28 protein-coding genes and 1 tRNA gene are annotated in these 26,630 nt (G+C 65.1%); 15 read left to right on the top strand and 14 right to left on the bottom strand.

Going from position 1 to position 26,630, the window contains the following annotated elements:
• Position 1: 1 nt before the first annotated feature.
• The 3 genes from trpA to KQ307_RS12615 are packed head-to-tail and all read right to left on the bottom strand — an operon-like array spanning position 2 to position 1,459.
• On the bottom strand, positions 2 to 835 hold the full coding sequence (gene trpA, locus KQ307_RS12625) for a tryptophan synthase subunit alpha (protein WP_399242431.1): 834 nt from the start codon (positions 833 to 835) through the stop codon (positions 2 to 4).
• A gap of 14 nt (positions 836 to 849) precedes the next feature.
• Entirely contained in the window at positions 850 to 1,203 is a 354-nt protein-coding gene (locus tag KQ307_RS12620) for a DUF3007 family protein (RefSeq protein WP_259701609.1), read from the bottom strand.
• 4 nt (positions 1,204 to 1,207) lie between these two features.
• Positions 1,208 to 1,459 carry an NAD(P)H-quinone oxidoreductase subunit L gene (locus KQ307_RS12615; protein ID WP_259701610.1) on the bottom strand — a complete coding sequence of 84 codons (252 nt, stop codon included), beginning with the start codon at positions 1,457 to 1,459 and terminating at the stop codon, positions 1,208 to 1,210.
• Positions 1,460 to 1,500: 41 nt separating this feature from the next.
• Between KQ307_RS12615 and KQ307_RS12610 the strand changes: the two genes are divergently transcribed.
• The 3 genes from KQ307_RS12610 to KQ307_RS12600 all read left to right on the top strand — a co-directional run bounded on the left by KQ307_RS12610 (position 1,501) and on the right by KQ307_RS12600 (position 2,338).
• Positions 1,501 to 1,584: transfer RNA gene (locus KQ307_RS12610), tRNA-Leu, on the top strand.
• Positions 1,585 to 1,847: 263 nt separating this feature from the next.
• The gene (locus KQ307_RS12605) at positions 1,848 to 1,979 is read left to right on the top strand and encodes a hypothetical protein (protein WP_259728184.1); all 132 of its coding nucleotides are present in this window, start codon (positions 1,848 to 1,850) and stop codon (positions 1,977 to 1,979) included.
• Between the two features lie 59 nt (positions 1,980 to 2,038).
• Entirely contained in the window at positions 2,039 to 2,338 is a 300-nt protein-coding gene (locus KQ307_RS12600) for a hypothetical protein (protein ID WP_259728157.1), read from the top strand.
• A 32-nt stretch (positions 2,339 to 2,370) separates the two neighbouring features.
• Here KQ307_RS12600 and KQ307_RS12595 read toward each other — a convergent pair whose 3' ends face one another.
• Positions 2,371 to 3,213, bottom strand: coding sequence for an ABC transporter six-transmembrane domain-containing protein (locus tag KQ307_RS12595; RefSeq protein WP_259701698.1), 843 nt, complete (start codon positions 3,211 to 3,213; stop codon positions 2,371 to 2,373).
• Positions 3,214 to 3,392: 179 nt separating this feature from the next.
• Between KQ307_RS12595 and KQ307_RS12590 the strand changes: the two genes are divergently transcribed.
• Positions 3,393 to 3,704, top strand: coding sequence for a hypothetical protein (locus KQ307_RS12590; RefSeq protein WP_259728156.1), 312 nt, complete (start codon positions 3,393 to 3,395; stop codon positions 3,702 to 3,704).
• Positions 3,705 to 3,750: 46 nt separating this feature from the next.
• On the opposite strand, the gene KQ307_RS12585 is transcribed toward KQ307_RS12590, so the two are convergent.
• Positions 3,751 to 4,014 carry a hypothetical protein gene (locus KQ307_RS12585; protein ID WP_259728155.1) on the bottom strand — a complete coding sequence of 88 codons (264 nt, stop codon included), beginning with the start codon at positions 4,012 to 4,014 and terminating at the stop codon, positions 3,751 to 3,753.
• A 612-nt stretch (positions 4,015 to 4,626) separates the two neighbouring features.
• On the opposite strand from KQ307_RS12585, the gene KQ307_RS12580 reads away from it, so the two are divergent.
• From KQ307_RS12580 to KQ307_RS12550, 7 genes are all read left to right on the top strand, one after another.
• Positions 4,627 to 4,854, top strand: a complete 228-nt coding sequence (locus KQ307_RS12580) for a hypothetical protein (RefSeq protein ID WP_259701695.1) — start codon at positions 4,627 to 4,629, stop codon at positions 4,852 to 4,854.
• Positions 4,851 to 5,810 (top strand): DUF952 domain-containing protein, encoded by a 960-nt coding sequence (locus KQ307_RS12575; RefSeq protein WP_259728154.1) that lies wholly within the window; start codon positions 4,851 to 4,853, stop codon positions 5,808 to 5,810. The genes KQ307_RS12580 and KQ307_RS12575 overlap by 4 nt, the downstream gene beginning before the upstream one ends.
• Entirely contained in the window at positions 5,807 to 6,331 is a 525-nt protein-coding gene (locus KQ307_RS12570) for a hypothetical protein (RefSeq protein WP_259728153.1), read from the top strand. Before KQ307_RS12575 ends, KQ307_RS12570 begins: the two co-directional genes overlap by 4 nt.
• Positions 6,332 to 6,403: 72 nt before the next feature.
• Entirely contained in the window at positions 6,404 to 9,145 is a 2,742-nt protein-coding gene (locus tag KQ307_RS12565; RefSeq protein ID WP_259728152.1) for a cyclic nucleotide-binding domain-containing protein, read from the top strand.
• 103 nt (positions 9,146 to 9,248) lie between these two features.
• On the top strand, positions 9,249 to 10,508 hold the full coding sequence (locus KQ307_RS12560; RefSeq protein WP_259728151.1) for a carbohydrate porin: 1,260 nt from the start codon (positions 9,249 to 9,251) through the stop codon (positions 10,506 to 10,508).
• A 157-nt stretch (positions 10,509 to 10,665) separates the two neighbouring features.
• Positions 10,666 to 11,979 carry a chloride channel protein gene (locus KQ307_RS12555; RefSeq protein ID WP_259728150.1) on the top strand — a complete coding sequence of 438 codons (1,314 nt, stop codon included), beginning with the start codon at positions 10,666 to 10,668 and terminating at the stop codon, positions 11,977 to 11,979.
• A 39-nt stretch (positions 11,980 to 12,018) separates the two neighbouring features.
• A complete protein-coding gene (locus KQ307_RS12550; protein ID WP_259728149.1) occupies positions 12,019 to 13,413 on the top strand; it encodes a DUF2252 domain-containing protein in 1,395 nt (464 codons plus the stop codon).
• Positions 13,414 to 13,655: 242 nt separating this feature from the next.
• Here the strand turns inward: KQ307_RS12550 and KQ307_RS12545 are convergent, their stop codons facing one another.
• The 6 genes from KQ307_RS12545 to recR form a co-directional block, all read right to left on the bottom strand.
• The gene (locus tag KQ307_RS12545) at positions 13,656 to 14,435 is read right to left on the bottom strand and encodes a hypothetical protein (protein WP_259728148.1); all 780 of its coding nucleotides are present in this window, start codon (positions 14,433 to 14,435) and stop codon (positions 13,656 to 13,658) included.
• A gap of 430 nt (positions 14,436 to 14,865) precedes the next feature.
• Positions 14,866 to 15,627 (bottom strand): 20S proteasome subunit A/B, encoded by a 762-nt coding sequence (locus KQ307_RS12540; RefSeq protein ID WP_259728147.1) that lies wholly within the window; start codon positions 15,625 to 15,627, stop codon positions 14,866 to 14,868.
• Between the two features lie 217 nt (positions 15,628 to 15,844).
• Positions 15,845 to 16,864 (bottom strand): type I glyceraldehyde-3-phosphate dehydrogenase, encoded by a 1,020-nt coding sequence (gene gap, locus KQ307_RS12535; RefSeq protein ID WP_259728146.1) that lies wholly within the window; start codon positions 16,862 to 16,864, stop codon positions 15,845 to 15,847.
• A 63-nt stretch (positions 16,865 to 16,927) separates the two neighbouring features.
• The gene (gene gltS, locus KQ307_RS12530) at positions 16,928 to 18,121 is read right to left on the bottom strand and encodes a sodium/glutamate symporter (RefSeq protein WP_259728145.1); all 1,194 of its coding nucleotides are present in this window, start codon (positions 18,119 to 18,121) and stop codon (positions 16,928 to 16,930) included.
• A gap of 6 nt (positions 18,122 to 18,127) precedes the next feature.
• Positions 18,128 to 19,039 (bottom strand): lipoyl synthase, encoded by a 912-nt coding sequence (lipA, locus tag KQ307_RS12525; protein ID WP_259728144.1) that lies wholly within the window; start codon positions 19,037 to 19,039, stop codon positions 18,128 to 18,130.
• Positions 19,040 to 19,059: 20 nt separating this feature from the next.
• Entirely contained in the window at positions 19,060 to 19,635 is a 576-nt protein-coding gene (gene recR, locus KQ307_RS12520; protein WP_259701705.1) for a recombination mediator RecR, read from the bottom strand.
• Positions 19,636 to 19,783: 148 nt separating this feature from the next.
• Between recR and psbP the strand changes: the two genes are divergently transcribed.
• The 4 genes from psbP to KQ307_RS12500 are packed head-to-tail and all read left to right on the top strand — an operon-like array spanning position 19,784 to position 22,972.
• Complete coding sequence (gene psbP, locus KQ307_RS12515; protein WP_259732000.1) at positions 19,784 to 20,368, top strand: photosystem II reaction center PsbP; 585 nt, start codon at positions 19,784 to 19,786, stop codon at positions 20,366 to 20,368.
• A gap of 12 nt (positions 20,369 to 20,380) precedes the next feature.
• A complete protein-coding gene (locus tag KQ307_RS12510; protein WP_259728181.1) occupies positions 20,381 to 21,478 on the top strand; it encodes an FAD-dependent oxidoreductase in 1,098 nt (365 codons plus the stop codon).
• A gap of 31 nt (positions 21,479 to 21,509) precedes the next feature.
• On the top strand, positions 21,510 to 22,769 hold the full coding sequence (locus KQ307_RS12505) for an NHLP bacteriocin system secretion protein (RefSeq protein WP_259701683.1): 1,260 nt from the start codon (positions 21,510 to 21,512) through the stop codon (positions 22,767 to 22,769).
• Positions 22,770 to 22,822: 53 nt separating this feature from the next.
• Positions 22,823 to 22,972 (top strand): hypothetical protein, encoded by a 150-nt coding sequence (locus KQ307_RS12500; RefSeq protein WP_311133773.1) that lies wholly within the window; start codon positions 22,823 to 22,825, stop codon positions 22,970 to 22,972.
• Here the strand turns inward: KQ307_RS12500 and KQ307_RS12495 are convergent.
• From KQ307_RS12495 to KQ307_RS12485, 3 genes are read right to left on the bottom strand one after another with little or no spacing between them, the layout of a single operon-like run.
• On the bottom strand, positions 22,954 to 23,973 hold the full coding sequence (locus KQ307_RS12495) for an FUSC family protein (protein WP_259728142.1): 1,020 nt from the start codon (positions 23,971 to 23,973) through the stop codon (positions 22,954 to 22,956). The genes KQ307_RS12500 and KQ307_RS12495 overlap by 19 nt on opposite strands.
• Positions 23,934 to 24,800, bottom strand: coding sequence for an FUSC family protein (locus KQ307_RS12490; protein WP_259728141.1), 867 nt, complete (start codon positions 24,798 to 24,800; stop codon positions 23,934 to 23,936). The genes KQ307_RS12495 and KQ307_RS12490 overlap by 40 nt, the downstream gene beginning before the upstream one ends.
• Positions 24,782 to 26,530, bottom strand: a complete 1,749-nt coding sequence (locus tag KQ307_RS12485) for a TolC family protein (protein WP_259728140.1) — start codon at positions 26,528 to 26,530, stop codon at positions 24,782 to 24,784. The genes KQ307_RS12490 and KQ307_RS12485 overlap by 19 nt, the downstream gene beginning before the upstream one ends.
• Positions 26,531 to 26,630: the final 100 nt, after the last annotated feature.

Here is a 26,630-nt window from a genome sequence, read left to right as displayed (position 1 = left end):
TTCAGCTGTCGAGGGCTTGGCGCAGCTCGGCGCAGAACGTTGCCGCGGTTGCCACCGGATCGCCTCCTGCCTGGCTGGCCGCTGCCATGCGCGCCACCAGCGCACTGCCGACGATGGCGCCATCGGCGCCCCAGTCCCGCACCTGGCGGGCCTGGTCGGTGCCGGAGATGCCGAAACCGACCGCCACCGGAGTGGAGCCACACTCTTTGAGTTGCTCCACCAGCCCTGCCACCCGGGATTCCAGCCGGCTGCGCACCCCGGTCACGCCGGTGACGCTGACCAGATAGGTGAAGCCCCGGCTGGCGGCGGCGATCCTGGCCATGCGCGCCGCCGGGGTGGTGGGGGCAACCAGAAGAACCAGATCCAGCCCTTCGGCGGCGGCGAGCGGGGAGAGCCGCTCCGCTTCCTCCAGCGGCAGATCGGGCACCAGCAGGCCAGCGGCGCCGGCGGCGGCGGCCCGATGGCAGAAGGCCGCCATGCCCAGGTTGAGCAGGGGATTGGTGTAGGTGAACAGAACCACCGGGATGGTGAGCTGGCCGCGCAGGCTGGCCAGCATCTCCAGCACCCTGGCTGGGGTGGTGCCGGCGGCGAGGGCACGGGCGGCGGCGGCCTGGATCACCGGACCATCGGCGAGGGGATCGCTGTAGGGAACACCCAGTTCGATCACATCAGCCCCGGCAGCCTGCAGTGCCAGCAGGGTGCGAGCTGTTGTGTCCAGGTCGGGATCCCCCGCCATCAGGAAGGGCATCAGGGCGCAGCGCCTGGCGGCGGCCAGGGCCTGGAAGCGGGCCTGGATGGCGCCGGCAGCAAGGCGATCGGTTGGGGGTTGGGGCAAGGCGGAGGTGGCTTTCAGGGGGAAGGAGCCGGCTGCTTGCCGGGGTCGTCGGTGAGTTGGCCGATTTCGCGCAACAGGGCCTCCTGATCGGCTGGGGAGAGGGCGTCGAACTGCTTCTGGAGCGAGTCGGTGGTTTGCTGGTCGTAGGCGGCGCGGTACTGGCGGCGCTGCTCCATGAAGCTCATCCTGCCGGTCACCACCCGGAACAGGTAGCTGGCTGTCCAGGCGACCACGCCGAGAATCAGCACGGCCTCGGCGGCGATGCCGGCTGAGCTCGCTTCAAAGCCCGCCAACCTGAAACCGGCGTAGCCCAGCCCACCCAAAGCGAACACGCCGAGACCAAGCAACAGCGACTGACCCCGGGTCATCGGCTCAGGCCTCTCCCTGGCCGGCCAGGCGCAGGTTGAGGAAGGGTGAGAACAGGATCAGCCCTGGGAAGAACAGAAACACCAGGCCATACACACCCAGGCGTTCCAGCTTGCCCATCACGGTCCAGCGCTTGTTCATCCACCAGTAGAGGGCCAGCGGCACGACCACGAGATAGGCACCGGCCACAACCACATAAGCGATCAGCACGCCCAGGGTTTCCGGGGAAAGCGAGCTGAGCAACCCTGGCAATGGCATGGTTCTGGAACCGTTGCCTGAAATCTAAGCTGTCCGCGCCAGGGGGCATGGCGAAATCGGTAGACGCAGCGGACTTAAAATCCGCAGGTGGCAACACTGTGGGGGTTCAAGTCCCCCTGCCCCCATTGGTGAGATCGCTTGCAGGGCAGTGGGGGCAGTTGATCTGCGGCAACGGTCAGTTCGCCCTCGTGCTGCTGTGGATTGCACTGGGCTGCGGCACAACCCGCTCTGCTGGTCGTCCTTGCTCAGGCATCTGACCGTTCAGAACGACCATTGCCAAGTTGAGCTGGTTGGGCTTCTGGGGTGACGACGGATCCAGCTGTGGGCTTGCTCCCCAGCAGCAGCACCAGCCTCGCCACGATTGGTTCACGCCCCTCGCCCCTTTCCGATGCTCCTGCTCTCCCCCTCCCCCCTCACCGCCGCCAGGATCGCCGGCCTGCAGGCCACGGTGCTCTTGCTGCTCAGCCTGCTGATCAAGGCACAAATCCAGATCAGGGCGGCTGGATGGAGGAACGCCTGAATCCCTGAAGGGGGCGGCTGATTGTTCGATGCTGGTGGACAGCTCGATGCGCTCTGTCCATGCCACGCCGTCGTTACCGCCAGGATCCGCTGCCGCTCGGAGCAGTGGCCCCCGCCGCTGAACTGTTCGGACCGGAGCAGGCCAGCCCACCCGGACTTCAGCTGGCCGAGCAGGGCCAGCTGGCGGTGGTGCCGCTGGGGCCGCTGTTTGATGCCGTGCCAGGAATCCAGACCACAACCGAGGACGACCTGCGGCCGCTGCAGAGGGACGTGCTCGAGGATCGTTTGATCAAGGGGGCTCTGCCCAATCGCCATGGGCGCTCACCAGAGGGTTCCAGTGGGAATGGTGGTGTGACCTGATCCCACAGTTGCAAGGTCTGCTGGTTTGACGCTCAGTGGCCCAGCCGCGCACGGATGTCCCTGAGCCGGGCGACGCTGTTCACCAATGCCGGAGCGCTGTCGAGGCCCTGCAGGTAATCGAACACATAGGCGAGCACGGCATAGATGGCGCCGGCGCTGAACACCGGCGACCGGGTGAAGTCGATCAGCAGGACGACGAGGGCGATGATCGTGGCGAGTTCCGTCACCGTCCAGGTCCACGACTCGCTGTCGGACAGTTGAACGTGCCAGCGACGCACCCGGCCGAAGTGACGACGAAGGCGCAGCGGCCGAGCCGCCTCGATGTCAGCGATCTCGTGCTCGATCTGGTCGTTGAGGCCTCGATGCAACCGGAGCGCGCGCCGCCAGTACCAGGTGTTGATGAGCGCCATCGGCAGCAGCACCGCCATGGCGATGAATCCCGCCTCAAGGTCGAAGGTGAACAGCATCACCAGCGACCCGATCACGGTTACCACCTGGGAGAACATCGCCGGCACATCGGCCTCGAAGAAACCCACCATCTCCCGCATCATCTCGACCCGCGCCGAGACGATGCTCGTGCCGTGGCCCTGGTGCCTCTGCTCGGCGACGGTGAGCACGGCGAGCCGGGCATACAGGCCCATGAAGACACGCGTGTCGTAGCGCTGCCGCCCAAAAGCCATCACAAGGTGCACGAGCCACACGGCAATCAGCGCCGAAAGGCCCCGGTAGCTGTTCTTCAGCAGCCCGTCCACCGCCCATCCGGTGAGTGCCGGATAGGCGAGCATGCAGAGGTTCTCCAGCAGGGTGAGGGTGTAGGTGCCGGCAATCGACAGCCGTTCAGCACGGGAGAGGGCGGTAAGGATCGACTGCGTCATCGTGTTGCGTTGTCGTCCCCAGGGTGGCCGTAGAGCCGTGATCAACGGATCAGGCTCACTCCCCTCAAGTCGAGAGACGGCTGACCCACAGGATGAGTGATCCAGGCACTTTGATGCCTCTCCAGAGTGATCATCTGTGACCTGGTGACGACCTCAGGGGCTTCGCCGGAATCGAGGCGATGGATGGGCGCAGGCCCGATCTAACCACAATCTTCCAGGCCGCCAGCTCCACCAACAACAAGGACAAGGTGAGGGATCCTGAAATGCAGGATTCGGCTGCCATGGGCAAGCAGTTGTTGTCCGGGATGCGTTGCCACAGCGGCAACGGCTGCGCGGAAGCCGTTGGCTACGGGAAACGAAACGCGTTCCAGGACTGCGAAGCAGAGCTCAGGATTGCCATGAAGACCAACAAACATTATGGATCGATGCTCGGCGCAGGAGCCGGAAAAGCCCCTGCAAGGCATGCTCCGGCAGAGAGTTGGAGAGGGTAAACAGGGGATCAAGAGCCACTTTCAGCATCCTTCGTTGCCCTTTGAGCTAATCCTCAAAGAATTTGCGCCGCATCTCGCTGTTCTGGTTTTCCCAGGGCCAGTAGGGTGCAGATAGCTGGCTGGAGAACTTGCGCAACAGTGGGATGCTGATCTCGATGTTCAGGGATTGGGCAATGTCAACGATCTGCTGTGGATTCGTGCTGGAGCGCACCATGCTGGCCAGATTGGGAGAGCTTCTCAGAGCCATTGAGAGGGCATGGATGCGATCGATCAGGAGATTGTCCTCATTGCCTTGAGAGTGATTGTCCATGACATGAAGTGGCGGGTCAGTCAATGGTCTTGGTGGAGGGATCGCTGATAGCGACGTGGATGGGCAATCGGTATCCGCTGCGTCTTTTGGGATGGGTGTTCAGGTGTTCTGGCAGTACCACCTCCGGCAAATGAGCCAAACCAGTGCCCAAAAGCGTGCTTGGCAAGCTGTGAGAACGGGAATCGCGATTGCACCAGTTACCATTCTGAGCCCTTGATGTTAGTTGAGAATTTCAATGCCTCGCTTACGATGGGAGAGGCTTCGATAGGGCGATCGGGTCGGTTGGTTGCTGCCTGCGTCTGGGAACAAGCCATTCAGGCTTTGGCAGGGGAGGGATGGCCTGGATCATCGTGTTGGCTGATTGCCTTGCTCAGGAATTTCTCATTATGTTCTCGATTCGTTTTTTTGCCCATCCCCAAAGCCAATGGCGCCAGATATCGTGGAATCAAGATGATGGCTTGGAATGGCTTTCAGCTGAGGTATAGAAGGAGACAAATCGATGTTTCTTCCGCATTCGGTGCGCACCGCTTCAGCTCCTTGTCTCCGTTCTGGTTCTGAATCAGGGCAGAGCTGCCCGCCGCTCCGTAAGCTGCCTGCATTGCCTCTTTCGTGATGACCTTCCTCGGCACGCTCGATGAGCTGAAGGTCCTGGTGGATCGTCTTGCTTTCCCCGGTCACTGGGAACACAAGGGCCAGTTCGAACTGTTCGTTTCCGATCAGGAAGACACCAATCTCCGTCTGAACTGGTGGCCCCAGTCCGGTGTGCTCACGGTCGTCGGTGATCCGGCCGAACGGGAGGGGGTTGAGGAACGGCTCGCGGCGCTCCTGGCCGAGCGTTGAGCGCCGCACCACCGGTTCTGTGGAGTTTTCGCCGTTGTCCCTTCGCGATCCGGGCGCGGTTGGCCCTGCGGGCTGCCGGTGTCGCCGTTGAACTGCGTGAAGTGAGCCTTCGGGCCAAACCGGCCGAGTTGCTGGAGGTATCGGCGAAAGGAACGGTGCCGGTACTGGTGCTTCCCGCCACAGCCAGTGGTGCTGGCCAGGTGATTGATCAGAGCCTGGCGGTGATGCGCTGGGCTCTGGAGCAGCACGACCCCGGCGATCTGCTCCGGCATGGACAGCCGGCCCTGGTGGAGGAGATGGCCAGCCTGATCAGCACCAATGACGGCCCCTTCAAGTTCCACCTGGATCGCTTCAAGTACCCCGAGCGCTTCCCTGGCTCAGAGCCGTTGCGGCATCGCCAACAGGCACTGGAGATCCTGCATCACTGGAATGCCCGCCTGGCGCCCTGGCTGCTCGGCGATCACCCCTGTCTGGCTGATCTCGCCCTGCTGCCGTTCGTGCGTCAGTTTGCCCGGGTGGATCCGGAGGCTTTTCAGGCCGAGCCTGGGTTGGAAGTCCTGCAGACCTGGCTAAGCCGCTTCCTGGCCAGCGAAGCGCTCGCGGCGGTGATGACCCGGCGGGAACGCTGGCGCTCAAGCCGCTTTCTCTATCACCTCGCCCTGGCCACCGACTGGCAGGACGCCCAGCTGGCCGGTGAGTACCGCCGCTCCACCCGTGGGCGCAGCCTGGAGGAGGTGGGCTTCATCCATGCCAGCCAGGCCCACCAGATCGACGCCACCTACCAGCGCTTCTACGCCGATGCCGGCACCGTGCGCCTGCTCACGATCGATCCACAGCCACTGGCGGCCATCTGCCGGCTGGAGCCTGCTCCCGGGAGTGGGGAGTTGTTTCCCCATCTCTTTGGCCCCCTGCCGCTGACGGCGGTGGTGGGGGTGGAGCCCTACCCAGCAGGATGACCGGCGCCGTGGCCGGGCCGTTGAGCCTGGCGGAGCTGGAGCGCTGTGCGGCCCGGCGGGGACTGTTGCTCCGGATTCAGCGGCGACGACAGCTGGGGATCTGGGCCCTGAGGGTGGGGGTGGCGCGCAGCCGGCCGGAGCAGGCGCCGCAACTGCTCGGTGAACTCAAGGGCTGGGCCCTGCCGGCTGCCAGCGGTCTCCACCTCGACACCCTGCGGGTGCAGGGCAGGGCCCATCGGGTGGGGGTGCTGATCTGGGCTGCCACCTTCGCCTGGGCCCTGGAGGAGACCCCCTGCCGTCGCGCCCAGCTGCTGGCGATTCACGATGAAGAGGTCCAGCACTGCCGGTTGGTGCGTTACTTCGAACGGCTTGGATTTCAACCGGTCCAGACCGTTGGGGCGGGCTTGCTGGACTGGCCCCAGCGGCTGCTCTGGGGTGGTGCCGGTCTGCGGATGGCAGGCGATTGCCAGGAGGGTCTGAGGCGCTGCAGCGCCCTGCTGGTTGAGGCATCGGCCCGGTAAGGTCGAACGCAATGATCAGGGGGGATGGTGATTCAGATTTCAGAGGCTCGGATGCATCTGGTTCGCTGGATCTTGACCGTTGGCTGGTTGCTGATCATCGGTTCGCTCTTTTATGACCCCTGGACGGCGAGATTCACCGATCCGGATCACCCCTGGAGCCCCCTGCGGTTATCGCGGCAGTGCGTTGAGGTGCAGGGTTCCTGTCTGATCGAGCAACCCTATCCCCTTGGCACCACGGTGTTCTGGGGGGTGGTCGTGCCAGCCGGCATCTTCATTCTCCTGGTGTTCGGCCACGAGCTCTGGCGGCGGATCTGCCCACTGTCTTTTCTTTCCCAGATTCCCCGCGCCCTTGGCCTGCAGCGTCAGTTCGAGCGCCTCAATGCCAAAACCGGCAAGCGACGCTTCGAGATCGCCAAGGTGCCAGCAGACTCCTGGCTGGGTCAGCATTACCAGCAGTTGCAATTCGGCTGGTTGTTCGTTGGGCTTTGCGGACGATTGCTGTTTTTCAATGCGGATCGGATCGTGCTGGCCGGTTGGTTGCTGTTCACGATTGCGGCCGCCATCGCGGTGGGTTACCTGTTCGGTGGCAAGGCCTGGTGTCAGTATTTCTGCCCGATGGCGCCGGTGCAGAGCATCTACTCCACACCGGCCGGCCTGCTGGGCAGCCGGGCCCACACCAGTGAACAGTTGATCACCCAGTCGATGTGCCGCACGGTGCTGCCGGATCAATCCGAGCAGAGTGCCTGTGTGGCCTGCCAGCAACCCTGCATCGACATCGATGCCGAGCGGATGTACTGGGCCGGGATCGACAAACCCGCCGCTGGCTTTGATCGTTATGGCTATGTGGGATTGGTGATCGGCTATTTCGGTTATTACTATCTCTATGCTGGTAACTGGGATTATTATTTCTCCGGTGCCTGGTTACGCCAGAGTGATCAGCTCGCATCCCTGCTCAGGCCTGGGCTTTTCCTGTGGGGTCAACCGATCAATCTGCCGAAACTGGTGGCGGTTCCCCTGGTTCTCGGTCTGTGCACCTGGCTGGGTGCCCTGTGCGGACGCTGGATCGAGAACAGGGGCCGGATCAGCGCCCATCGCCACGAGGCTGGCCCTGCTTTCACGGTGGTTCGGCACCGGTTGTTCTGCCTGTGCACCTTTGCCATCTTCAATGTCTTCTTTCTGTTTGCCGGCCGGCCTCTGATCCAGCTGTTGCCCCTCTGGGTGCAAACCCTCTACGACCTGCTCCTGATGATGCTGAGCACGTTGTGGTTGTACCGCGCCTGGAATCGTGATCCCGATCTGTATGGCCGGGAGAACCTGGCGAGCCGTTTTCGCAAACAGCTGGAGCGGCTGCAGCTCAATGTCGCCCAGTACCTCGACGGCCGCAGCCTGGCCGAGCTCAACACCCATGAGGTCTATGTGCTCGCCAAGGTGCTGCCTGGGTTCACCCGTGAAAAACGCCAGGAGGCCTACAAGGGGGTGGTGCGGGATGCCCTTGCCGAGGGCTATGTGAATGTGGCCAGCAGTCTGGATGTGCTCCAGCAGATGCGGGTGGAGCTGGGTGTCTCCGACGCCGAGCACGAACAGCTGCTCGAGGAGCTGGGCGTGGAGGATCCCGATCTGCTCGATCCGGACAGCCGCCGCAGCCTTGAAAATCAGGTCCGCCTCAATGGCTATCGCCAATCGCTGGAGCGGCTGCTCCTGCTCCAGGCCCGCCAGCAGGGCTCAGCCACCCCATCGATGCTCACTCCCCTGGAACTGGAGTACGCGATCACCGACCAGGAGCAGGAGAACGTGCTGGATGGGCTCAAGCCCGCAGTCGGCGCCGCCAGGAAGGTCGAGGCGCTGCTGGATCGCTTGCCAGGGCTGAGCGAGACCTGGCGCGCCCTGCATCAACCCTCAGTCCCCCAGCACCCTTTTGTTCGGATTGTGCTCACCGATCACATCCGCCACCGCCTGGAGCTGAGCGTGGGCGCGATCCTTGAGGCCTTCGTGATCCTCCAGGACGATCCGGTCCTGCCAGGCCTGGTTGTGCGCTTGCGGGCCCAGTCCCCCCTGGTGCTGCTGGAGATGCTGGAGCGGGGGCCGTGGAGGCAGCGCCTCTCCCCGCAGCTGTTTGCCGATCTCAATGCGCCTGGAGCTGAACCCTCCGCCTGTTCCCTGGAGATCCCGTTGCCGGTCACACTCGGCCATCTCGAAACCCTGCTGCAGGAACGCACTCCCACCACCGCAGCGGCGGCCCTGTTCCTGCTGGCCCAGCTGGATCGGAGCCGCGCCCGCCAGCTTGCCGGTGCTCTCAGCACTGCACCGGTGGCACCGCTGCTGGGTCAGACGGCCCAGCAGCTGCTCAACCTGGAGGCGGCGGAGCTGGTCCTGGCCGATCTTCCCGCCCTGGAGTTGCGGCTGTGCCTGGCGGCCAGCGATTTCTTCCGTCGCACCCGGCCGGAAACCCTCGAAGCCCTTGCTGACGCCTCCAGCGTGCACACCTACGCGGCGGGTGAGCTGATCACCGAAGCCGGCGACACCTGCCGCGAGTTGCTGCTGTTGATTGATGGGGAAGCGGTGATCCACTATCAGGAAGAACAGCGCGTTCGCCTGGAGCCCCTCAAGCCTGGCCAGGTTCTCGATGAACTCGAAGTTCTCACCCACAGCGCCACCGAGAACACGATCGTGGCCGAGCGTGACAACACCCGCCTGCTGGCTGTTCCGGTCGATAGTTTCGATGCCATGCTCGATCAGGATCACGACCTTGGCCGCCGGGTGCTGGAGCTGGAGAGCCGCCACTTGCAGCGGTTCATGCGTTCGGTGCAGGCCTGAGCGGCACGGCCGTTGGCCCCGGCCATCGGTGGGACGGCTGGTTTCGTGGTCAGGGAAGTTCTCAGCAGATCTGTGGCTGCGAGAGCCAGCCCCAGGCGCTGTCGTGGCGTTTGCTCTTGCGATGGCCGTGGCAACAGACGTCCAGCCGCTCAGGGCTCAGGAGCCAGAGGACTTCACCCCTACCACCATCATTCATGCCCAGGTGAATACGGCGATGGGCGCCCTCAGTTTTGAGGGCGACGTTGTCGACAGGGGTTCCAATACAGCCCTGGGTTTTCCCCTGCTCAACGCACTCAGCGTCAACCATGACGCTCGGGTCACGATCGACACGAGTTTCACGGGGCAGGACCTGCTCAGGGTCCGCTTCAGAAGCGGCAACTTCGGCGCCTCCGGTTTCTTCTCCAATCCACCAACTCCGCTGACGCGCCTCGATTTCGCATCCGACAATCCGATCAGTGTCAACCGGGCCTATCTGCAGGTTCCGCTCAGCCCCGAGCTCCGCATCAGTGTGGGTGGCATCATCAGCCAGCTCGATATGCTCCCCGTCTGGCCGAGTGTCTACAACGACTCGCCCATTCTCGATCTGTTTCAGTACGCCGGTGCCCCCGGTGCCTACAGCAAGCGATCCGGTGGCGGCTTCGGTGCCTGGTGGCAGCCCCGGGGTGTGCTGCAGGGATTCAGCCTCGGCTATGCCTACGTGGCCGAACGCGCCGGTGGATCCCCTCAAGGTGGTGGCCTGTTCTCTCCTGTCTCCTCCCAAACCAGCACCCTCCAGCTGGCCCTGACCAGGCCCCAGTGGAACATCACCGGGGCTTATACCTTCAGCGGCCCCCAGGTGAGGCTGAGGGGGACGCCACTGGCCAGCCTCCTGGCCGCAGGGGCGCGCGATGGATCGCTCCAGTCCTGGTCGGTGGCGGGGTACTGGCAACCTCGGCGGTCAAGGTGGATCCCCTCGATCAGCGTTGGCTTGGGTCAGGACAGCTTTCGTTTCGGTGCCTATCCGGTGGCGAACGTGTCGGGGCTGCGTACCCAGTCCTGGTACACCGGGCTGGTCTGGAGTGATGTGCTCCGCCAGGGCAACAGCCTGGGATTCGCTGTGGGGTCACCCGCCCATGTGACGGCCATTCAGGCATCGGGGACCAGGCCCATCGACGATCGAAGCCTGGCTTATGAGCTCTATTACCGGATTGTGGTGAGTGACGAGCTCAGCTTGACGCCTGCCGTGTTCTGGTTGACCCGCCCTCGGGGGGCCATGACAGCCAGCGATGATCCATCCCAGGCACTGCTGCTGTTCCCCGTTGGATCGACGGACGCCACACTCGGCGTCTGGGCTGGACTGATTCGGGCAACGCTGCGGTTCTGAACCACCTCCGGAGCGGCTCCTTCTCCACTGGGATCGTCGTCAGCCCTGTTGCCACGCTTCAGGCCTTTCCTGTTGTGACACTGCTTCGATCAGCCCTTAGGGCATTCTTAATCCTGCCCAGGATGGTTTTGGGGCGATTCCTCATGCCATGCAGCCGTTGTCACAGCTCGCTCTACGAGGCCTCACCGGCGCTGCCGGTGGGGTTCTTGGTGGCCTGGCAGGTGCGGCGGCAGCCGTTCTGGCCACGGAACTGATCAAATTGAGCCTGACGCGGGTCTCCCAGCTCGAACCCGGCTGGCTGCTGGCCCTGCCCGTGCTGCAGGGGTTGGCCCAGGGTGAGGGGGCCGGTCGGCTGCCGTTGCTCCCCCTGGTCGGGGTGCCGTTGCCTGGCGTGCTCCGCACCTGGACCACCTTCCCCGGCGATGCGGCCCGCGCCGATCTCACCGCCGATGTGCTGGCCACGGCGGGGCAGGAGGAGCGTTTCCCCTGGTGGCTGGCTCCCGTGCGGGCCCTGGCGATCCTGGCCACCGTCGGCTTCGGCGGCGCCATGGGAACAGAGTCGCCTGCCGCTCACCTGGGGGTGGCCGCAGCAGCCTGGATGGGCCGGTGGCGACCGTGGCTGCGGCCGTTGCTGCGGCCCCTGGCCGTGGGAGGTGGGGCCGCTGGGGTGGCGGCCCTGATGGGGATCCCCCTGGTGGGGACCTGCTTCATGCTCGAGCTGGGTCGTCGCCGCCTCGTGCCGTTCAGCGTCGATCGCGTGGCGGCGGCCCTGGCCGGTGGCCTGGTGGGCTGGGGGATCAACGTCAAGTTTCAGCTGACGCTGATCAGCCTGGTGGTGCCGAAAGTGCCCCCGGCCGATCTCTGGGATGCGGTGGCGGCCGCTCTCCTGATCGGCGCCATTGCCGGGGCCGTCACGGCGCTCGCCGGTAAGGCCATCTACTGGGCCCGGGGCTGGAAGGCCCGGCCGGGGTTGAAGCTGGCCCTGGGAGCCCTTGCCATGCTGGCGATTGCGCTGGCCACCGGCTGGATCGCCGCGCCGGCGGCGGCCTTCGGGCCCGGCGGTGCGGCGATCGTCTGGGCCGAGACCACACCGGCCGCCACCCCCCTCACCCTGCTGGCCGTCGCCCTGCTGCGGGCCGCCGCCACCACGGCGGCGGTCGCGGCCGGAGGCTGTGGGGGCGTCTTCGTGCCGTTCCTGGCGATCGGCGACATCGCCGGCCGGGTGTTCGCCGCGGCCTTCGGGGTGCCCCCCGATCTGGCCGGTGCCGCCGGGGCGGCGGCCGGGATCGCCGGTGGCTACCGCCTGCCGTTCACCGCCATGGCGATGGTGCTGGGGGTGGGCGGACCCACCCTGGCCACCCTCACCTGCCTGGCCACGGTGGGGGTGGCGGTGGCCGCCGGTGCCTGGGCGAGCCGGGGCATCTCCGTGCTCACCCTGACGCTGGAGGAGGCCAGCCGCCTCAAGGGCTGACGCTGGTGTGACCATCTGAACAAGGGCACCCATGGGACGATGGGCGCCCTGAGCCGGATCACCGTTTTGAGTCCTTCCTGGGTGGGGTCCAACACCGCCGTTCAGCGCCTGGCCAGGGGAAAGGCGCTGCGCTCGGCGGTTCCCCGCTCGGCCCAGGCGGAATGGTCTTCCCTGCTGGGGAGCCGTGATCCGATCGCCCTGCTGGAGGCCTCCAATGCGGGGCGGGTGCCGGAGCTGGTGCCGATTCGCATCGGCCGGATGCTCCGCTCGCCCTTCACCTTCATGCGGGGCTCCTCGGCGCTGATGGCCCATGACCTGAGCCTGCTGCCGCGCTCCGGCATCCAGGCGTGGGCCTGCGGGGATTGCCACCTGCTGAACTTCGGGCTCTTCGCCACGGCGGAGAGAAATCTGATCTTTGATCTCAACGACTTTGATGAGGCCCATCCCGCCCCCTGGGAGTGGGACGTGAAGCGTCTGGCCACCAGCTTCGTGCTGGCGGGCCGCGACAACAACCATTCCGAAGCGGAGTGCCGCAAAGCCGCCCGGCGCTGCGTCCGCTCCTACCGGCAGCATCTGCGGGAGTACATCCATGCCAGCCCGCTTGAGGTCTGGTATGCCCGTTTTGATGCCGACGATCTGATCGAGGCCGCACCGACCAAGGCCATCAGAAAGTCGCGCCAGTCGATCACCGCCAAGGCCCGCCGGCGGATCGCGGATCACCTGTTCCCCAAGATCACCACCCTGGCGGATGGCCATTGCCGGCTCACCGACCAACCTCCCGTGCTCACCCATGTCTGCCATGGAGAACTGGAGCAGCGGATCAGCGAAGACCTGGAGGACTATCGACTCTCCCTGTCCGATGAGCGGCGTGTGTTGCTGGATCGCTACACCCTCGAGGATGTGGCCCTCAAGGTGGTGGGAATCGGCAGTGTCGGCACCCGCTGCCTGGTGGCTCTCTACTTCTCCGAGGATGGCCATCCCCTGATCCTGCAGATCAAGCAGGCCAACCCGTCGGTGCTGGAGCCCTACACCCTGCCCAGCACCCTGCCCAACCACGGCCAGCGCGTGGTGATGGGCCAGCGGCTGATGCAATCCGGCAGCGATCTGTTTCTCGGCTGGTTCCGCAGCCGGATCGGCAACGACTATTTCGTGCGGCAGCTGCGTGACATGAAAATGTCGTACCCGATCGAGGACATTTCCCCCCTGCGACTCCAGCATTACGCCGACTACTGCGGCTGGTCGCTGGCCCGCGCCCACGCCCGCGGCGGAGACGCTGCCACGATCAGCGGCTACCTGGGCCAGGGAGAGGCGGCCGACCGGGCGATTGAAAGCTTCGCCATCGCCTATGCCGACCAGACGGAGCGCGACCACGCCAGCCTCAAGGCCGCTGTCGACGCGGGGCGGATCGAGGCCCTGATCGAAGCCGATCGCTGAGCTCGGCAGCGGATAGCCCCGGGGGCTCGACTGCATCGACCAGGACTTCCTGGTTCATTGGTGCAGATCGCTCTCCCGCCGGGTCAGTGCTCAGGCTTCCACCCTGAATGACTCCTGGTACGGCTGGAGTTGCGCATGGGCGACGATATCGGCAGCGCCGTACCTCTGGAGGCCATCCAGTGATGCCGTGCCGGGCTGGTTTTCATCCCACCGGGAGGGTGCACCTGGAAGGAGAACCAACCTTATTTCATGTGGGACAAGGTTTCCAAAAGGATCTTGTCTCCTTGGATGTTGATTCTTGTCAGGCCAACCCGTGGGTTTTCCAGGTCAATAATGATGAAGGTGATGAGGGATATGGTCAGGCAGAAAATAATCATATAAAAGAGCGGCCGTTTTGAATTTACGGACATATCCTGGCCAACCATAAAGGCAGAAGCCAAGGCGAGAGCAAATAGCAAGATGTAAACAATCAGCGGTGGATGGGTGCGAGTCGCCTGCAGCCGTTCGTTGGCAACATTCATCATCTCGCCGGTTGATGTCAGGACAAGAGTGATGATTCCTGGATTTTTATCCTGTAGAACAGAGGCACTGGCAATGACCCAGATCTTGTCTTGCAGGGCAAGACTTTGGCGGAAGTAGGCATTCGATCGTTCTCGATCATCATAGTATCGGAAGACTTGGATACGCGATTGAACATAATCTTTGTAGAGTGGCCGCAACTTCGCTTGATCTTGCTTCGGCAGTGCATCGAGATGATGGTAGGCGGTTGAAATAGCGTTGGCTTCCTTTAATACCAGATGGACCCGATTCTCGTAGCGAGATAGTGTTCCAGTAAACGTGAAAGCCAGGAGCAGCCCTAGAATTCCAAAGATAGAGTTCTCAACGGCGCTAAATCCTTCGATCTTTCTTTCGGGATCTCTGATTAATCGCCGCCGCCCGATTCGATAGCCAGTTTCGATACTTCCAGCCATGCCCAGACCCAGCAGTGTTGCTGACAGGAGTGATACGGCTAGGAATTCCATGCTCAATCAAATCAGGACAGCAGTGAAAGTTGGCTTTGCAAGCAGGGGGTCCTGTCGGTGCTGCTCACGCCAGGACGAGATCCTGTTCGTCCAGAACAAATGAAGGCATGCAACCTTGAAACATGATCATCATTATTCTGAGAATACCACGTGTTGAGCCGTCAGGGCTTGCCTGTCCATACCAACTGAACTTGCCGCATCGACAATCCACTCACTCCTCAGAGTTAATGTCTTATGGGCTTCAGTCTTTTCCACTACACTAATCTCACTACACTAATCTCACTACACTAATCTCACTACACTAATCTCACTACACTAATCTCACTACACTAATCTCACTACACCAATCCCACTACACCGATTCCACTACACCAATCCCACTACACCAATAGGAGCAGGAGAGAGTGATTGGGGTGGGCTGATTGCGGCGTCAGGATGCCGCCGAATGCTCCCAGGAGAAATGAGGCAGGCGGTAGAGCGCCTCCCTCTGGGCGTCACTCCAGGTTTCGATCATGGCAGTAAGCTCTGGAGCATCCCCATCCAGCTTGAGCTGATGGCTGATCGCCAGGTGATTCCGTGGAATGAGGGCCAGCTCGAAGGGCGGACCCACGGTGAGGTTGGATCGCTGGGTGAGAACTTCTGAAATCAGGCAAAGCCGGGCAGCATCCTCCAGGGAAAGATTGGAATGCCCCACATTATCGAGCGGTGGTTTCCCATACTTTGTTTCACCGATCTGCAGGTATGGAGTTTCGCGTGTTGCCTTGATTGCATTGCCCTGAGCATAGATCAGGTACAGGCCATGGGCCTCCCCTCTGATCTGCCCGCCCAGGATGAAGGAAGCTCCGGCACTGGCTCCAGCTTGCTGCAAAGCAGGAGCATTTTCCTGTTGCACAGCCACACTCACACGACCGACATAGCTGGCTGCTTCAAAGAGGTACTGGCATGATCGGAGGTCTTTATTGGCTGCAGGTGTAGCTTCGATCTTCTGATCGAGATCGCGGTGAATCCAGCTGATCACAGCCTGGGTTGTGGCTAGATTGCCCGCAGCAAGAAGGACGAAGATCCGATCGGCAGCCGGCTGAAAAACATGCATCTTGCTGTAGCTTGAGATATAATCAACTCCTGCATTGGTGCGTGAATCTGATGCCAGGACGAGCCCTTTCTCCAGCCAGTAACCGATGCAATACGTCACCGCTTGAAACTCCAGAATCCAGACAATGATCTTAGCGATCTGCCAGGCAAGCTTGAGGCCTTGAAGGTTAAGAAGTGAGGAACTTCTGAGCCTGCCAGCTTCGAGCTCCGGAGAACCACCTGCTGCAGATCGACCTGCTGGTGAGAATGCCGCTGGTCAGCGCCGGTTCATCAGGAATGAACCGCTCAATCAGCTTGGCAGAATGGATCTGGCTGTTTCAGCTTTCCTGGGCCGCTGGGCTGGGGCCGGCGATGTGACGGATCAGGTCGAGGCATTTGCAGGAATAGCCCCATTCGTTGTCGTACCAGGCCACCACTTTCACGAACGTGTCAGTGAGGGCGATGCCGGCACCGGCATCAAACACCGAGGTGCAGGTTTCACCAACAAAATCGGCTGAAACCACCTCCTCTTCGGTGTAGCCCAGCACCCCTTGCATCGGTCCTGCGGCCGCCGCTCGCATCGCCTGCTTGATGGCCTCGTAGCTGGTGGGGGTGGAGAGATTCACGGTGAGATCCACCACCGACACATCGGGAGTGGGTACCCGGAAGGCCATGCCGGTGAGCTTGCCGTTCAGGGCCGGGATCACCTTGCCCACCGCCCGGGCCGCTCCGGTGGAGGAGGGAATGATGTTCTGGCCGGCGCCACGGCCGCCCCGCCAATCCTTGACGGACGGGCCATCAACTGTTTTCTGGGTGGCGGTGGTGGCATGCACGGTGGTCATCAGGCCTGAGCTGATGCCGAAGTTGTCGTGCAGCACCTTGGCGATCGGCGCCAGGCAGTTGGTGGTGCACGATGCATTGGAAACGATGTCCTGGCCGGCGTAGCTGGTGTGGTTCACCCCCATCACGAACATCGGCGTGTCGTCTTTCGAGGGGGCGGAGAGCACCACCTTGCTGGCCCCGGCCTCGATGTGGGCCCTGGCGGTGGCATCCGTGAGAAAAAAGCCGGTGGACTCCAGCACGATCTGAGCTCCCACCGCTCCCCAGTTGAGCTGGCGGGGATCCCGCTCGGCGGTGACGCGGATGGTGTTGCCGTTGACGATCAGATTGCCGCTGTTGACGGTGACATCCCCCTGAAAGCGGCCGTGGGTTGAATCGTAACGAAGCAGATAAGCGATGTAATCAACATCGAGCAGATCGTTGATGCCAACTACATCCACATCGCTGGCTTCAATGGCACGCCGAAACACCAGTCTGCCGATTCGGCCAAACCCGTTGATTCCAATCTTGATGGTCATGCGACACTCTCCCTGCGGCTTGAAGTTGTGAGGATCTTGTTTTTAATCTAGCAGCCGGCCAGCTTAGCCCAGCCAGTTCAGAAAGCGTTGAATCACAATGGCATTGCTGATATCCACGAAGAACCCCGACACCAGCGGCACGATGATGAAGGCGCGCTGGGCCGGGCCATAGGTCTGGCTCACAGCTGCCATGTTGGCCATGGCCGTGGGGGTGGCGCCAAGGGAGATGCCACCAAAGCCGGAGCAGATCACGGCGGCTTCATAATCACGACCCATCACCCGGAAGATCACGAAAATGGCGAACAGAAAGGCAAGCACGAACTGGGCGGCCAGAATCGTGATGATCGGGCCGGCCAGCTCGGCAATCGTCCAGAGCTGCAGGCTCATCAGCGACATCGTCAGAAAGATTCCCAGGGCGACGTCCGAGACGATCGCCAGGGAGCGGCTGCCGGCGGGCCATGGAAAGCGGGCCAGCCGTGGCACCGTGTTGGTGAGCAGGATGGCGGCGAACAGGCAGCAGACGAACAACGGCAACTGGCGTCCCATGGCACGCAGGCCTTCGTGCAGAGCCTCGCCCAGCGCCAGGCTGACGTTCAGCCAGAACAGCGTGGTCAGCAGGCTGAAATAGGAAATCGGCTCCGCGGGACGCCCACCGTCATTCACCCTTGAAGCCATGCTGCGGACGGCTGGCTGGAGCTTGTTGCCGCGAATCAGGAGACGTGCGATCGGGCCACCCATCAGGGATGCCAGCACCAGGCCGAAGGTGGCGCAGGCGATGCCGATCTCCAGGGCGTTCTCCACCCCGTGGCTGGCGGCGAACCGCGGTGCCCAGGCAATGGCCGTGCCGTGCCCACCGAGCAGCGACACCGATCCACCCAGCAGGCCGATCAGTGGATTGAGGCCCAGAAGGGTGGCGACGCCCACGCCGGTGAGGTTCTGAAGGATCATGTAGACCACCGTGACCACCACCAGCACCAGCAGGGGCCGCCCGCCCGCCCGCAGAGTCCTGATGTCGGCGTTCAGTCCAATCGCCGCAAAGAAGTAGAGAAGCAGGAAATCACGGGTGGCCAGATTGAAGCCCACCTCGATTCCCGTGACGCTGTGGAACAGGGCCAGCAGAAGGCAGACAAGTAGCCCGCTGCTGACCGGCTCCGGAATGTTGAACTCCCGCAACAGCGCCACCCGTTGATTGAGCCATCGGCCGATCGCCAGCACAACGATGGCAATGTTGAAGGTGGAGAAGCTTTCGAATTGCATTGCTCTTCAATCCTCCCCGGCGTGGTAGCTGCTGCGCACCAGCGGCCCACTGCGCACCTGGCTGAATCCCAGCTGTTTTGCAACCTCGCCGAAGCGAACGAATTGCTCGGGTTCCCAATAGCGCTGCACGGGTAGATGGGCCAGGGAGGGCCGCAGATACTGCCCCAGGGTGAGCCGTTCACAGCCGGCCTGGCGAAGATCCGCCAATGCTTCGATCACTTCGTCTGCTGTTTCGCCGAGTCCCAGCATCAACCCCGATTTGGTCGGGATGGCGGGAGCCAGCTGGCGGGCGGCGGCCAGCAGGCCCAGGGAGCGCTCGTAGGTGGCACCGCGACGCACCTCCCCCTGGAGGCGCCGGACCGTTTCCAGATTGTGGTTGAAGCACACCGGCCCCGCCTCCAGCACCGTGCCGAGGCGCCGTCGCTGGGCGGCCAGCCCCTCGGCTTCGCTGCGGTGACCACCCCAGAAGTCGGGGGTGAGCAGCTCGATCGACACCTGGGGCGTGCGGCGGCGGATCGCGGCCATCGTGCCGGTGAACAGGCTGGCGCCATGGTCGGCCAGGTCATCGCGGGCGACGGCGGTGAGCACCACGTAGCGAAGGCCCAGGGCCTCCACCGCTTCCGCCACCCGTTCGGCCTCCCCGGCGTCGAAGGGGACCGGCGCCTGGCCCTTCTCCACCTGGCAGAAGGCGCAGCTGCGGGTGCAGATCGGACCGCCCAGCAAGAAGGTGGCCGTGCCGGCCGCGTAGCACTCGCCCCGGTTCGGGCAGCGGCCCTCCTCGCAGATCGTGTGGAGTCGCTGCTGCTTCACCACCCCCTGAACCGTCTCCAGATCAGAGGCGTTCCCTACCGGCCGTCTCAGCCACTCGGGCAGACGCTCGGCCGGGGCGATGGCGCTGTATCGGCTGCTCGGACCCATTTCTTTCTTCTCCGTGCCGGTCATTGCTCGTCCATCCTGCGCCGTCCTTCCAGAGCCCGGGCCAGGGTGATTTCATCGGCGTACTCAAGCTCGCTGCCCACCGGCAGGCCGTAGGCGATGCGGCTGACCGGTGAGAACGGCCGCAGCAGCCTGGCCAGGTAAAGGCTGGTGGTGTCGCCTTCGACGCTCGGGGTGAGCGCCAGGATCACCTCGGTGATGCCTTCGCGGTCCACCCGCTCCACCAGGGGCTGGACATGGAGCAGCTCCGGGCCCACCCCATCCATCGGCGAGATCAATCCGCCCAGCACGTGGTAACTCCCCTTGAACTCCCGGGTGCGCTCCAGGGCCAGCAGGTCGCGGGAATCGGCGACCACGCAGAGCTGGCCATTCTGCCGTTCGTTGTTGAGGCAGATTTCACACAGTGGCTCCGCCGACAGGTGGAAGCAGCGCCGGCACTGGCCCACCTGGCTGCGGGCCGCCAGCAGCGCGTCGGCGAAGCTGCGGATCTGTTCTTCCGGCTGCCTCAGCAGATGCAGCGCCAGCCGCTGGGCGGTGCGGGGGCCGATGCCGGGCAGCCGCTCGAACTGGTCGATCAGGCGGGCCAGGGGCCGGGTGAAGCCGCTCAGCGAACCGCCGCAACTGGCCGGAATCTAGGGGCCAGGCCGGCGGCGATGCAGTCCGCCAGGCGGCGGCGAGAATAGTCTGAGTGCCATGGCGCATCTCCCTCGCCTCTGCCAGCCGACGATGGTTCCGCGCGTTCCTTTTGTCCTTCCCGCTCCCCTGCTTTCCCGGCTATTGGCCCTGGTGCTCGGAGTCTTCGCGATCGGCGGTGGCCTGGCCGGTTGCAGTGCCGCCGCCGCTGGCCTCAACTCCTTCCAGAGCCCCGACGGGCGCTACGCCTTTCTCTACCCCACCGGCTGGAGCCGGGTGGCGGTGAGTGGTGGACCCCAGGTGGTGTTCCACGACCTGATCAACAGCGACGAAACCCTCAGCCTGGTGATCTCCGAGGTGAACGCCACCAATGAACTCGCTTCGCTGGAGAGCGCCGAGGCGGTGGGGGAGAAACTCGGCCGGATCGTGATCGCCCCCGAGGGCAGCGGCCGGCGCGCCGAGCTGGTCGAGGCGGTGGAACGCCAGGACGGTGACCACACCTTCTACGACCTTGAATACGCCGTCCATCTGGCCGGCCGCGACCGCCATGAACTGGCCACCGTTGTGGTCGACCGCGGCCGGCTCTACACCCTGGCGGCCAGCACCAACGAGGACCGCTGGCAGAAGGTGCACACCCTCTTCCACCAGGTGATCACCTCCTTCACGCTGCGGATCTGAGCTTTGGCGGACGTGCTGGTGATCGGTGCCGGCCTGGCCGGCAGCCTGCTGGCCCTGTCCCTGGCCGAATCCGGAGCCCGGGTCCTGCTGCAGGATTCCGGCTCAGCCCGTTCTGGCGCCACCGGGCTGAGCTATGGGGGAGTGCCCTGGTGGGCTGGTCCCCCTGGTCCACTCGGTGCCCTGATGGCAACGGCCCCGGCCTGCTGGCACGACCTGGAAGCGCGCCATGGGCCGCTCGGCTGGCAGCCCTGCAGCCTGCTGCTCCATTGGCGGAACAGCGGCTGTGCGGCTGCGGCCGCTGCGATCGAAACCGCCCTCGCCGGGGTGCGGAATCGGGCGGAACGCCACCTGCCCACCGGGACGGGATGGCCGGTTGAAGAAGGAACGGCGGGCTCCCTGCGGCTGCCCTATGGCCGGGTCGATGTCCCCAGCCTCCTCCGCGCCCTCCCCGCCGCCCTCGATCGGGCCGGGGTGGAGCGGATCCAGGCCGTTGCCGGCCCCCTCCGGGCGGAATCGCTTCCGGCTGATCAGGTGGTTCTCGCGGCCGGAGCCGGCTGCCGCTCCTTGTTGTCGGCCTTGCCTGATCGGCTGCGGGTCAGCTGGGCCGGTCTGCTGGCCATTGAGGATGCCGCTGCCTGTTCATCGTTGTTGCCGAAGGCGCTGGCCGACGCTGCGGAGATCGTCATGCCGCTGCTGGGTGGACGCCAGGGGCTGGAGGACCGGGCTGCCGGGCTCAGGGGCGAGGAGTGGGTTGTCGATGCGGGCCTCGCCCCCTGGGGGAAGGGGTTGCTGCTGGGCCAGACCACCCTGGTGCGGCCGGGTGTGGCCAGCGGGCCGCCACCATCACCTGCTGGACTCGAAGCGGCCCTTCGCCAGGCCCTGGCTGCCATCGACCCGGGGCTGGGGGTGCTGGAGGCGCCGTTCCTCCAGGTGCCGGTGAGCTTCACCAACACGGGAGTTCCCCTGGTCGGACCGGTTCCGGGTTGGCCGGGGCTGTGGGTCTTTGCCGGCTTCAGCGGCCCGTTTGCCCTGGTGCCGCCGCTGGCCCCCCTGCTGGCGGCGGCGATCGGTGGCGACTCCGCTGCCCTGGAACGGCTGCCGGGTTGCTGACAGCTGGAGCGAAACCCTGCATGCTGAGCCGATGAACGCTCCACTTCCCACGGCCAGGAAGGGGCTCACACCTCATCAGCAGGTGGGATGCAGCCTGGGTGCCATGGCTGGAGCTCTGGTTCTCTGGGCCTGCTTCTGGGCCGTGCCGACCGAAGTGGTGGGCAAAGGGGTTTTGCTGCTGCCCGATAACGCCGGTCTGCTCGATGCCCGTGCCGGTGGCCAGGTGCGCCGGCTCCATGTGGCCGTGGGCGATCGGGTGCGGCGGGGGCAGGTGCTGATCGCGTTCCACCTGCCCGTGCTCGAGCGGCAGCTGGAGCAACAGCGGGCCAACCTGCGGGAGCTGGAACGCCAGGACCTGCAGCTCTCCGGTCGCGATCGGCTGCGACTGCTCAGTGAGAAAGAGGCGGTTGACACGGCTCTGGCCAAGCTGGCGGCGGATCGCGGCCGCTTCGGCCGTCTCAAGGGCACCTACAGCGAAAAGCTCTCCAACCTCGACTGGCTGGCGCAGCGCGACGTGGTCGCCCCGCTCTCCACGGAGGTGGTGGCGGTCGAGCAGGGTCTGACCAGCACCGGCGTGAGCCTCGATCAGGTGCGGATCGAGGAGAAGCGGCTGCTCACCAGCTTCCAGCAGGTGAGGCTGAGCATTGAAACCGAGGCCCTGCAGCGGCGTTTCCGCATTGATGATCTGCGCCGTCAGTTGAGGGTCACGGAGGCCCAGCTTGGTTTTGACGGCCGCCTCCACGCCGACCGCGACGGTGTGGTGCTCGACCTGCAGGTGATCCCCGGCCAGACCGTGGCGGTGGGCCAGCGGCTGGGCACGATCGGCCGGGATCCTGGCGCTGCAGCGCTGCGGGCCATCGCCTACTTCGCTCCGGCCGATGCCCGCCGCCTGCGCGATGGCCTGCCGGTGGAGGTTGTTCCCGACTGGAACCAGCGGGGCCGTTTCGGTGGCATCGTCGGCAAGGTGAAGAGGGTGAACGTGCTTCCCGCCACCGAGGCCGACATCTCCACCACGATCGGCAACCCCCAGCTCGCCAAGGCGCTGGTGGAAGCAGGACCGGTGATGCGGGCCGAGATCGGGCTGGAGCGCGACCCCGGCAGTGTGGATGGCTATCGATGGACCCTGTCGCAGGGCAGTCGCGTCTTTCCGGTGCGGGAGGGGCTCACCACCGTGACCCACGCCTATGTGGAATGGCGCACTCCGCTTTCCTACGTGCTGCCGGGGCTGCGGAACCTCACCGGTGGATTCCGCGGCTTCGATGCCAACCCAGGCCCGGGGGATCGGAAGTGAGTTCGCCAGGTCCACGAAAATCACCTCCGGCCACCACCACATTGCGGCGGGAGTTGCCCTGGCTGATCGCCGAAGCGGCCATCTTCGTGGTGCTGCTCAACGCCAATGCGCCGGAGTTGTGGTTCTGGCTGGTGGTTCTTGTGGTGCTGCTCGCCTACCGGCTGGAGCGCTGGCTCCAGGCTGCTCAGGATGGTTCCCCCTGAGCAGCCTCCACCATCGCCTCGGCGTGCAGACCGATCAACCGGCTGCGGTGGATCCACTGCGCCAGCAGGTCCAGCGCCGTTTCGCCGGGGTCATGGCTGGAGTCGGGTCGGCCTGCCAGGGCAACGAGTTCGCTGGAGGCCTGCCTCAGTTTTTGCAGGCAGGAACGCTGCTGCTCCACGCCAGCATGGTCCCGTCCCGCCAGGCTGGCATCGAGCAGATCCGCGGCCTGCCGCAACAGCGCGTCCCGGGCCCGTCGCAGTTCGGGCGGCACCGCCGGGTCCGGCTGGCTGAGGTCGCGCAGGCCGCTGAGCAGGGCGCCGCCATGGAACAGTTGCTGATCCCACTGTGTTGCCAGGGCACCGGGAGTGGGGAGCAGTTCCTCGCGGGCGAAGGGAAGCTGGTCGAGCAGCTGATCCCGCTGGCTCCGTAGGAGGCTCAACCGGGTCGCTGAGCGCTCCGGCTGGCGCAGCGCCGCCGCCAGCTCCCGGCGCCACTGGCCCAGGGCCAGCTGCAGGCGGTGGCTGGCTCGCACCGGCATGATCCAGCGGGCCGCCAGCACCGCGATCAGCACCCCGGCCAGGGTTTCCACGGCCCGCAGCCCGATGTAGGTGGGCCAGTCGCTGCTGTGGTTCGCCACCGAGCCGGCCACCACATGGCCACCCACGATGAAGCCGCTGCTCAGCCCCAGTCCGTGGCCCAGCACCCGCACCAGGCTGAGCCCGAGTGTCGCGGCCGGCACCCCTCTCCACTGCAGCAGGCCCAGCAGCAGCAGGCAGACCGCCGTTCCACAGAAGGTGCCGATCACCCGCTCGCGCGCCGCCTTGCGGCCCTGGCCGATCGAGCCCTCCAGACTGAGCAGCACCGCCAGCACCATGAACAGCCCTTCAGGCAGCCGGAACAGTTCGGCCAGCCCGGCGGTGAGGCTGAGCACCACGGCGTTTCGCACGGTCAGGGCGGTGTTCATGCCGGCGCGGCTGCCCCTGCCGGGCCCACTGCCCATGCTGGGCCCACCGCTCCGGTCAGGAAGGCCAGCTTGCCCGCCAGGGCCTCGCGCTCCAGCGACAGGCAGCGTTGGGCGAGGGGGCCGTCGGCGCCCGGTCCATGGGGGTGGCGCAGCAACGCCGCCCCATGGATCACCGCCTGCTCCAGCGCCTGCAGCCGCCCTTCCCCTGGCAGATCCGTGCCGACGGACGGGTCGGAATGGGCGCTCAGCTGCGCCATTTCCCGGATCTGCCTGAACAGTTCAACCAGCTGGCGTTCCTGTCGCTGGGCGCGGACGGCATCGGGCTGAAGATCCAGATCGGCCAGCAGGCCCAGCAGTTTCGCCTCCAGCTGCTCCCGTTGTTCCCGGTCGCCCCTCGGCCAGAACAGGTGCTCCACCGCCATGCCGATCGATAGCCCGAGCAGATGCCAGAGCACCCGCGCGAGCACATAGGTGGGACCGGCAGCTGAATCCGCCGGCACCATCATCATCAGAAGCACAGCAACGGCGCCATTGCTGCGGCTGCCTCCGCTCAGGTTCCAGTGGCTGCCGAGCAGCTGAACCAACAGATACCCGACCCCGATCCAGATCCACCCCGGTCCCAGCAGGAGCAGGGCGCAGCCGACGCCGCCTCCGAACAGGGTGCCCACGATCCGCTCCCTGGCCAGACGGCTGGAAAGCCTCTGATCGGCCAGGTTGCTGCGGGCCACCCCGTAGAGGCAGTACCAGAGATCAAGGCTGCTGGAGCCGTTCCAGCGCAGCGTGATCGCCGCCGCAATCAGGCTGGCGATCCCGATGCGCAGGCTGCTGTGCCACTGCTCGGTGGTCAGCGGGCGGAATCCCATCGCGCGGCCTCCTCCTTCGACAGGGTCAGCGTCACCGGCGGGGCAGCGGCTGCGCTGTCCCGGGGCCCGGGAAGCAGGTCACGCAAGAGCTGGGCATAGGTGATGTTCACGGCCACGGTGGCTTCAAGCCGCCCGACCAGGCTGGTGATCAGCCGGTCCTGGGTGAGCGAGAGGGTCACCTCATCGGACAGGCCGCTCTGATAGCGCAGGCGAGCATCACGGAAGGCCTCCAGGCTGGCAGCCACGCCGCGCCGGGCCGAGGCCAGCCGGGCCAGGCTGGCCTCGTGGTTAAAGAAGGCCTGCTCCAGCCGCAGGCGGATGTCGTTGCGGGCAGCGGCGAACCGCTGGGCCTCCCCTTCCTCGCGGCGGGCCAGCGCCCGCACTTCGGCGGCGCTCCGTCCCCCGTCAAAGAGCAGCCAGCGGAAGGTGAGTGCCACCGACCACTCGGTGCTGCCGGTGTTGAGGATCGGGATCACGGTGGCACCACAGCAGTCGCCGCTGGCATCCCATTGCTGGCTCTGGCTGCCGGCGGCTCCGGCGCTGGCAGCCAGGGCCAGGCTCGGCAACAGCTCGGCGGCCCGGGCCTCCTTCTCGTTGGCCAGGGCTTCTCGCATCGCCAGCAACGCCTCCAGTTGGGGATTTCCCGCGTAGGCGGCCAGCAGGCTGGACTCCAGATCGAGGGGCCAGCGCGGCTGCAGGGCGATCGGATCGCCGGCGCCAGGGGTGATCCCAGGCGGCAGGTTGAGCAGCAGGGCCAGGCGACGACGGGCGATCGCCTGATCCGCCTTCGCCTGGATCAGCCGTTCTTCGCTGTCGGCTTCGATCGCCCGGCGGCGCAGCAGATCGAGCCGGGGCACCAGCCCTGCCTGCTTGAGGGCGAGCACGTCCTGGAGGATCACCAGGTCATTGCGCAGATCAGCGTCGCGAATGCGCACCAGTTGGTCGGCGCGCTGTAGGCCGTAGTACGCCTCGCTCACCTCCAGTTGCAGTTGGCGCAGGGCATTGGCGTAGGCCTGGCGGCCCATCCGCAGCCAGGCACGGGCCGCCTGGATCGCCGGCTGGCGGGCGAAATCGAGCAGGGCCAGTTCCAGCTCCACTCCCCCGGCCACCGAACGCACCCCCTGACTCAGCCTGGCGTTGCCGCCGCCTGGAACGAAGAAGGGGCCGTCGGTGGTCGATCCGTCTGCGGCAAGCAGGCCGTTGGCGGCGAAGTTGGGCCCGAAACCAAGCCGGCCATTGCCCTGGGGTACCCCGAACGCGCTGGCGCTCTGGCTGTAGCCGAGGCCCGCCAGGGCAGAGATCCTTGGCCAGAAAGCCCCCAGCTGCGCCTGTAGCTGCGCCAGGGCAGCGGCCACGTCCAGCCGTCTGGCCTCCAGGCTCGGGCTCTGGGCGAGGGCGATGGCGATGGATTGTTCAAGGCTGAGGTTCTGGCTGCCTGCCCGCCTCAGCTGGGTTGCGCTCGGCAGGGCCAGCGGCGGCGTTGCCTCCAGCCCGGCTGGTGGGCTGCCACTGGGCTTCTGGCCGGCGGAGTCTGTCGCGGGGGCTGGCTCCGGCAGCAGTTGATCCAGCCACTGCAGCTCTGAATCAAGCCGCTGCCAGGAGCGCTCCAGAGCCCGGGTGCCGGTGGGGATGGCGGACCCCTGCAGGGCCAGCCAGCAGGCGAACAGGCCGAAGCTCAGCCTTGCAGAGCCGCCCGATCTGCAGAACCGATGGTTGCCTTTGCTCCCCATCACCTCATGCCGTGGCAACCGGAGCATCGTTGGCGGGCGATGGCGAGAACCGTTCCCCAGGATCCACGTCTTCGGGAGCCCCATGACCGTGGTTGATCGT

It is taken from the genome of Synechococcus sp. CS-1326, from assembly GCF_025128115.1.
Lineage (GTDB): Bacteria > Cyanobacteriota > Cyanobacteriia > PCC-6307 > Cyanobiaceae > Regnicoccus.
Note: the sequence above shows the minus strand (reverse complement) of the source record. Positions and strands in the feature narration are given on the sequence as shown.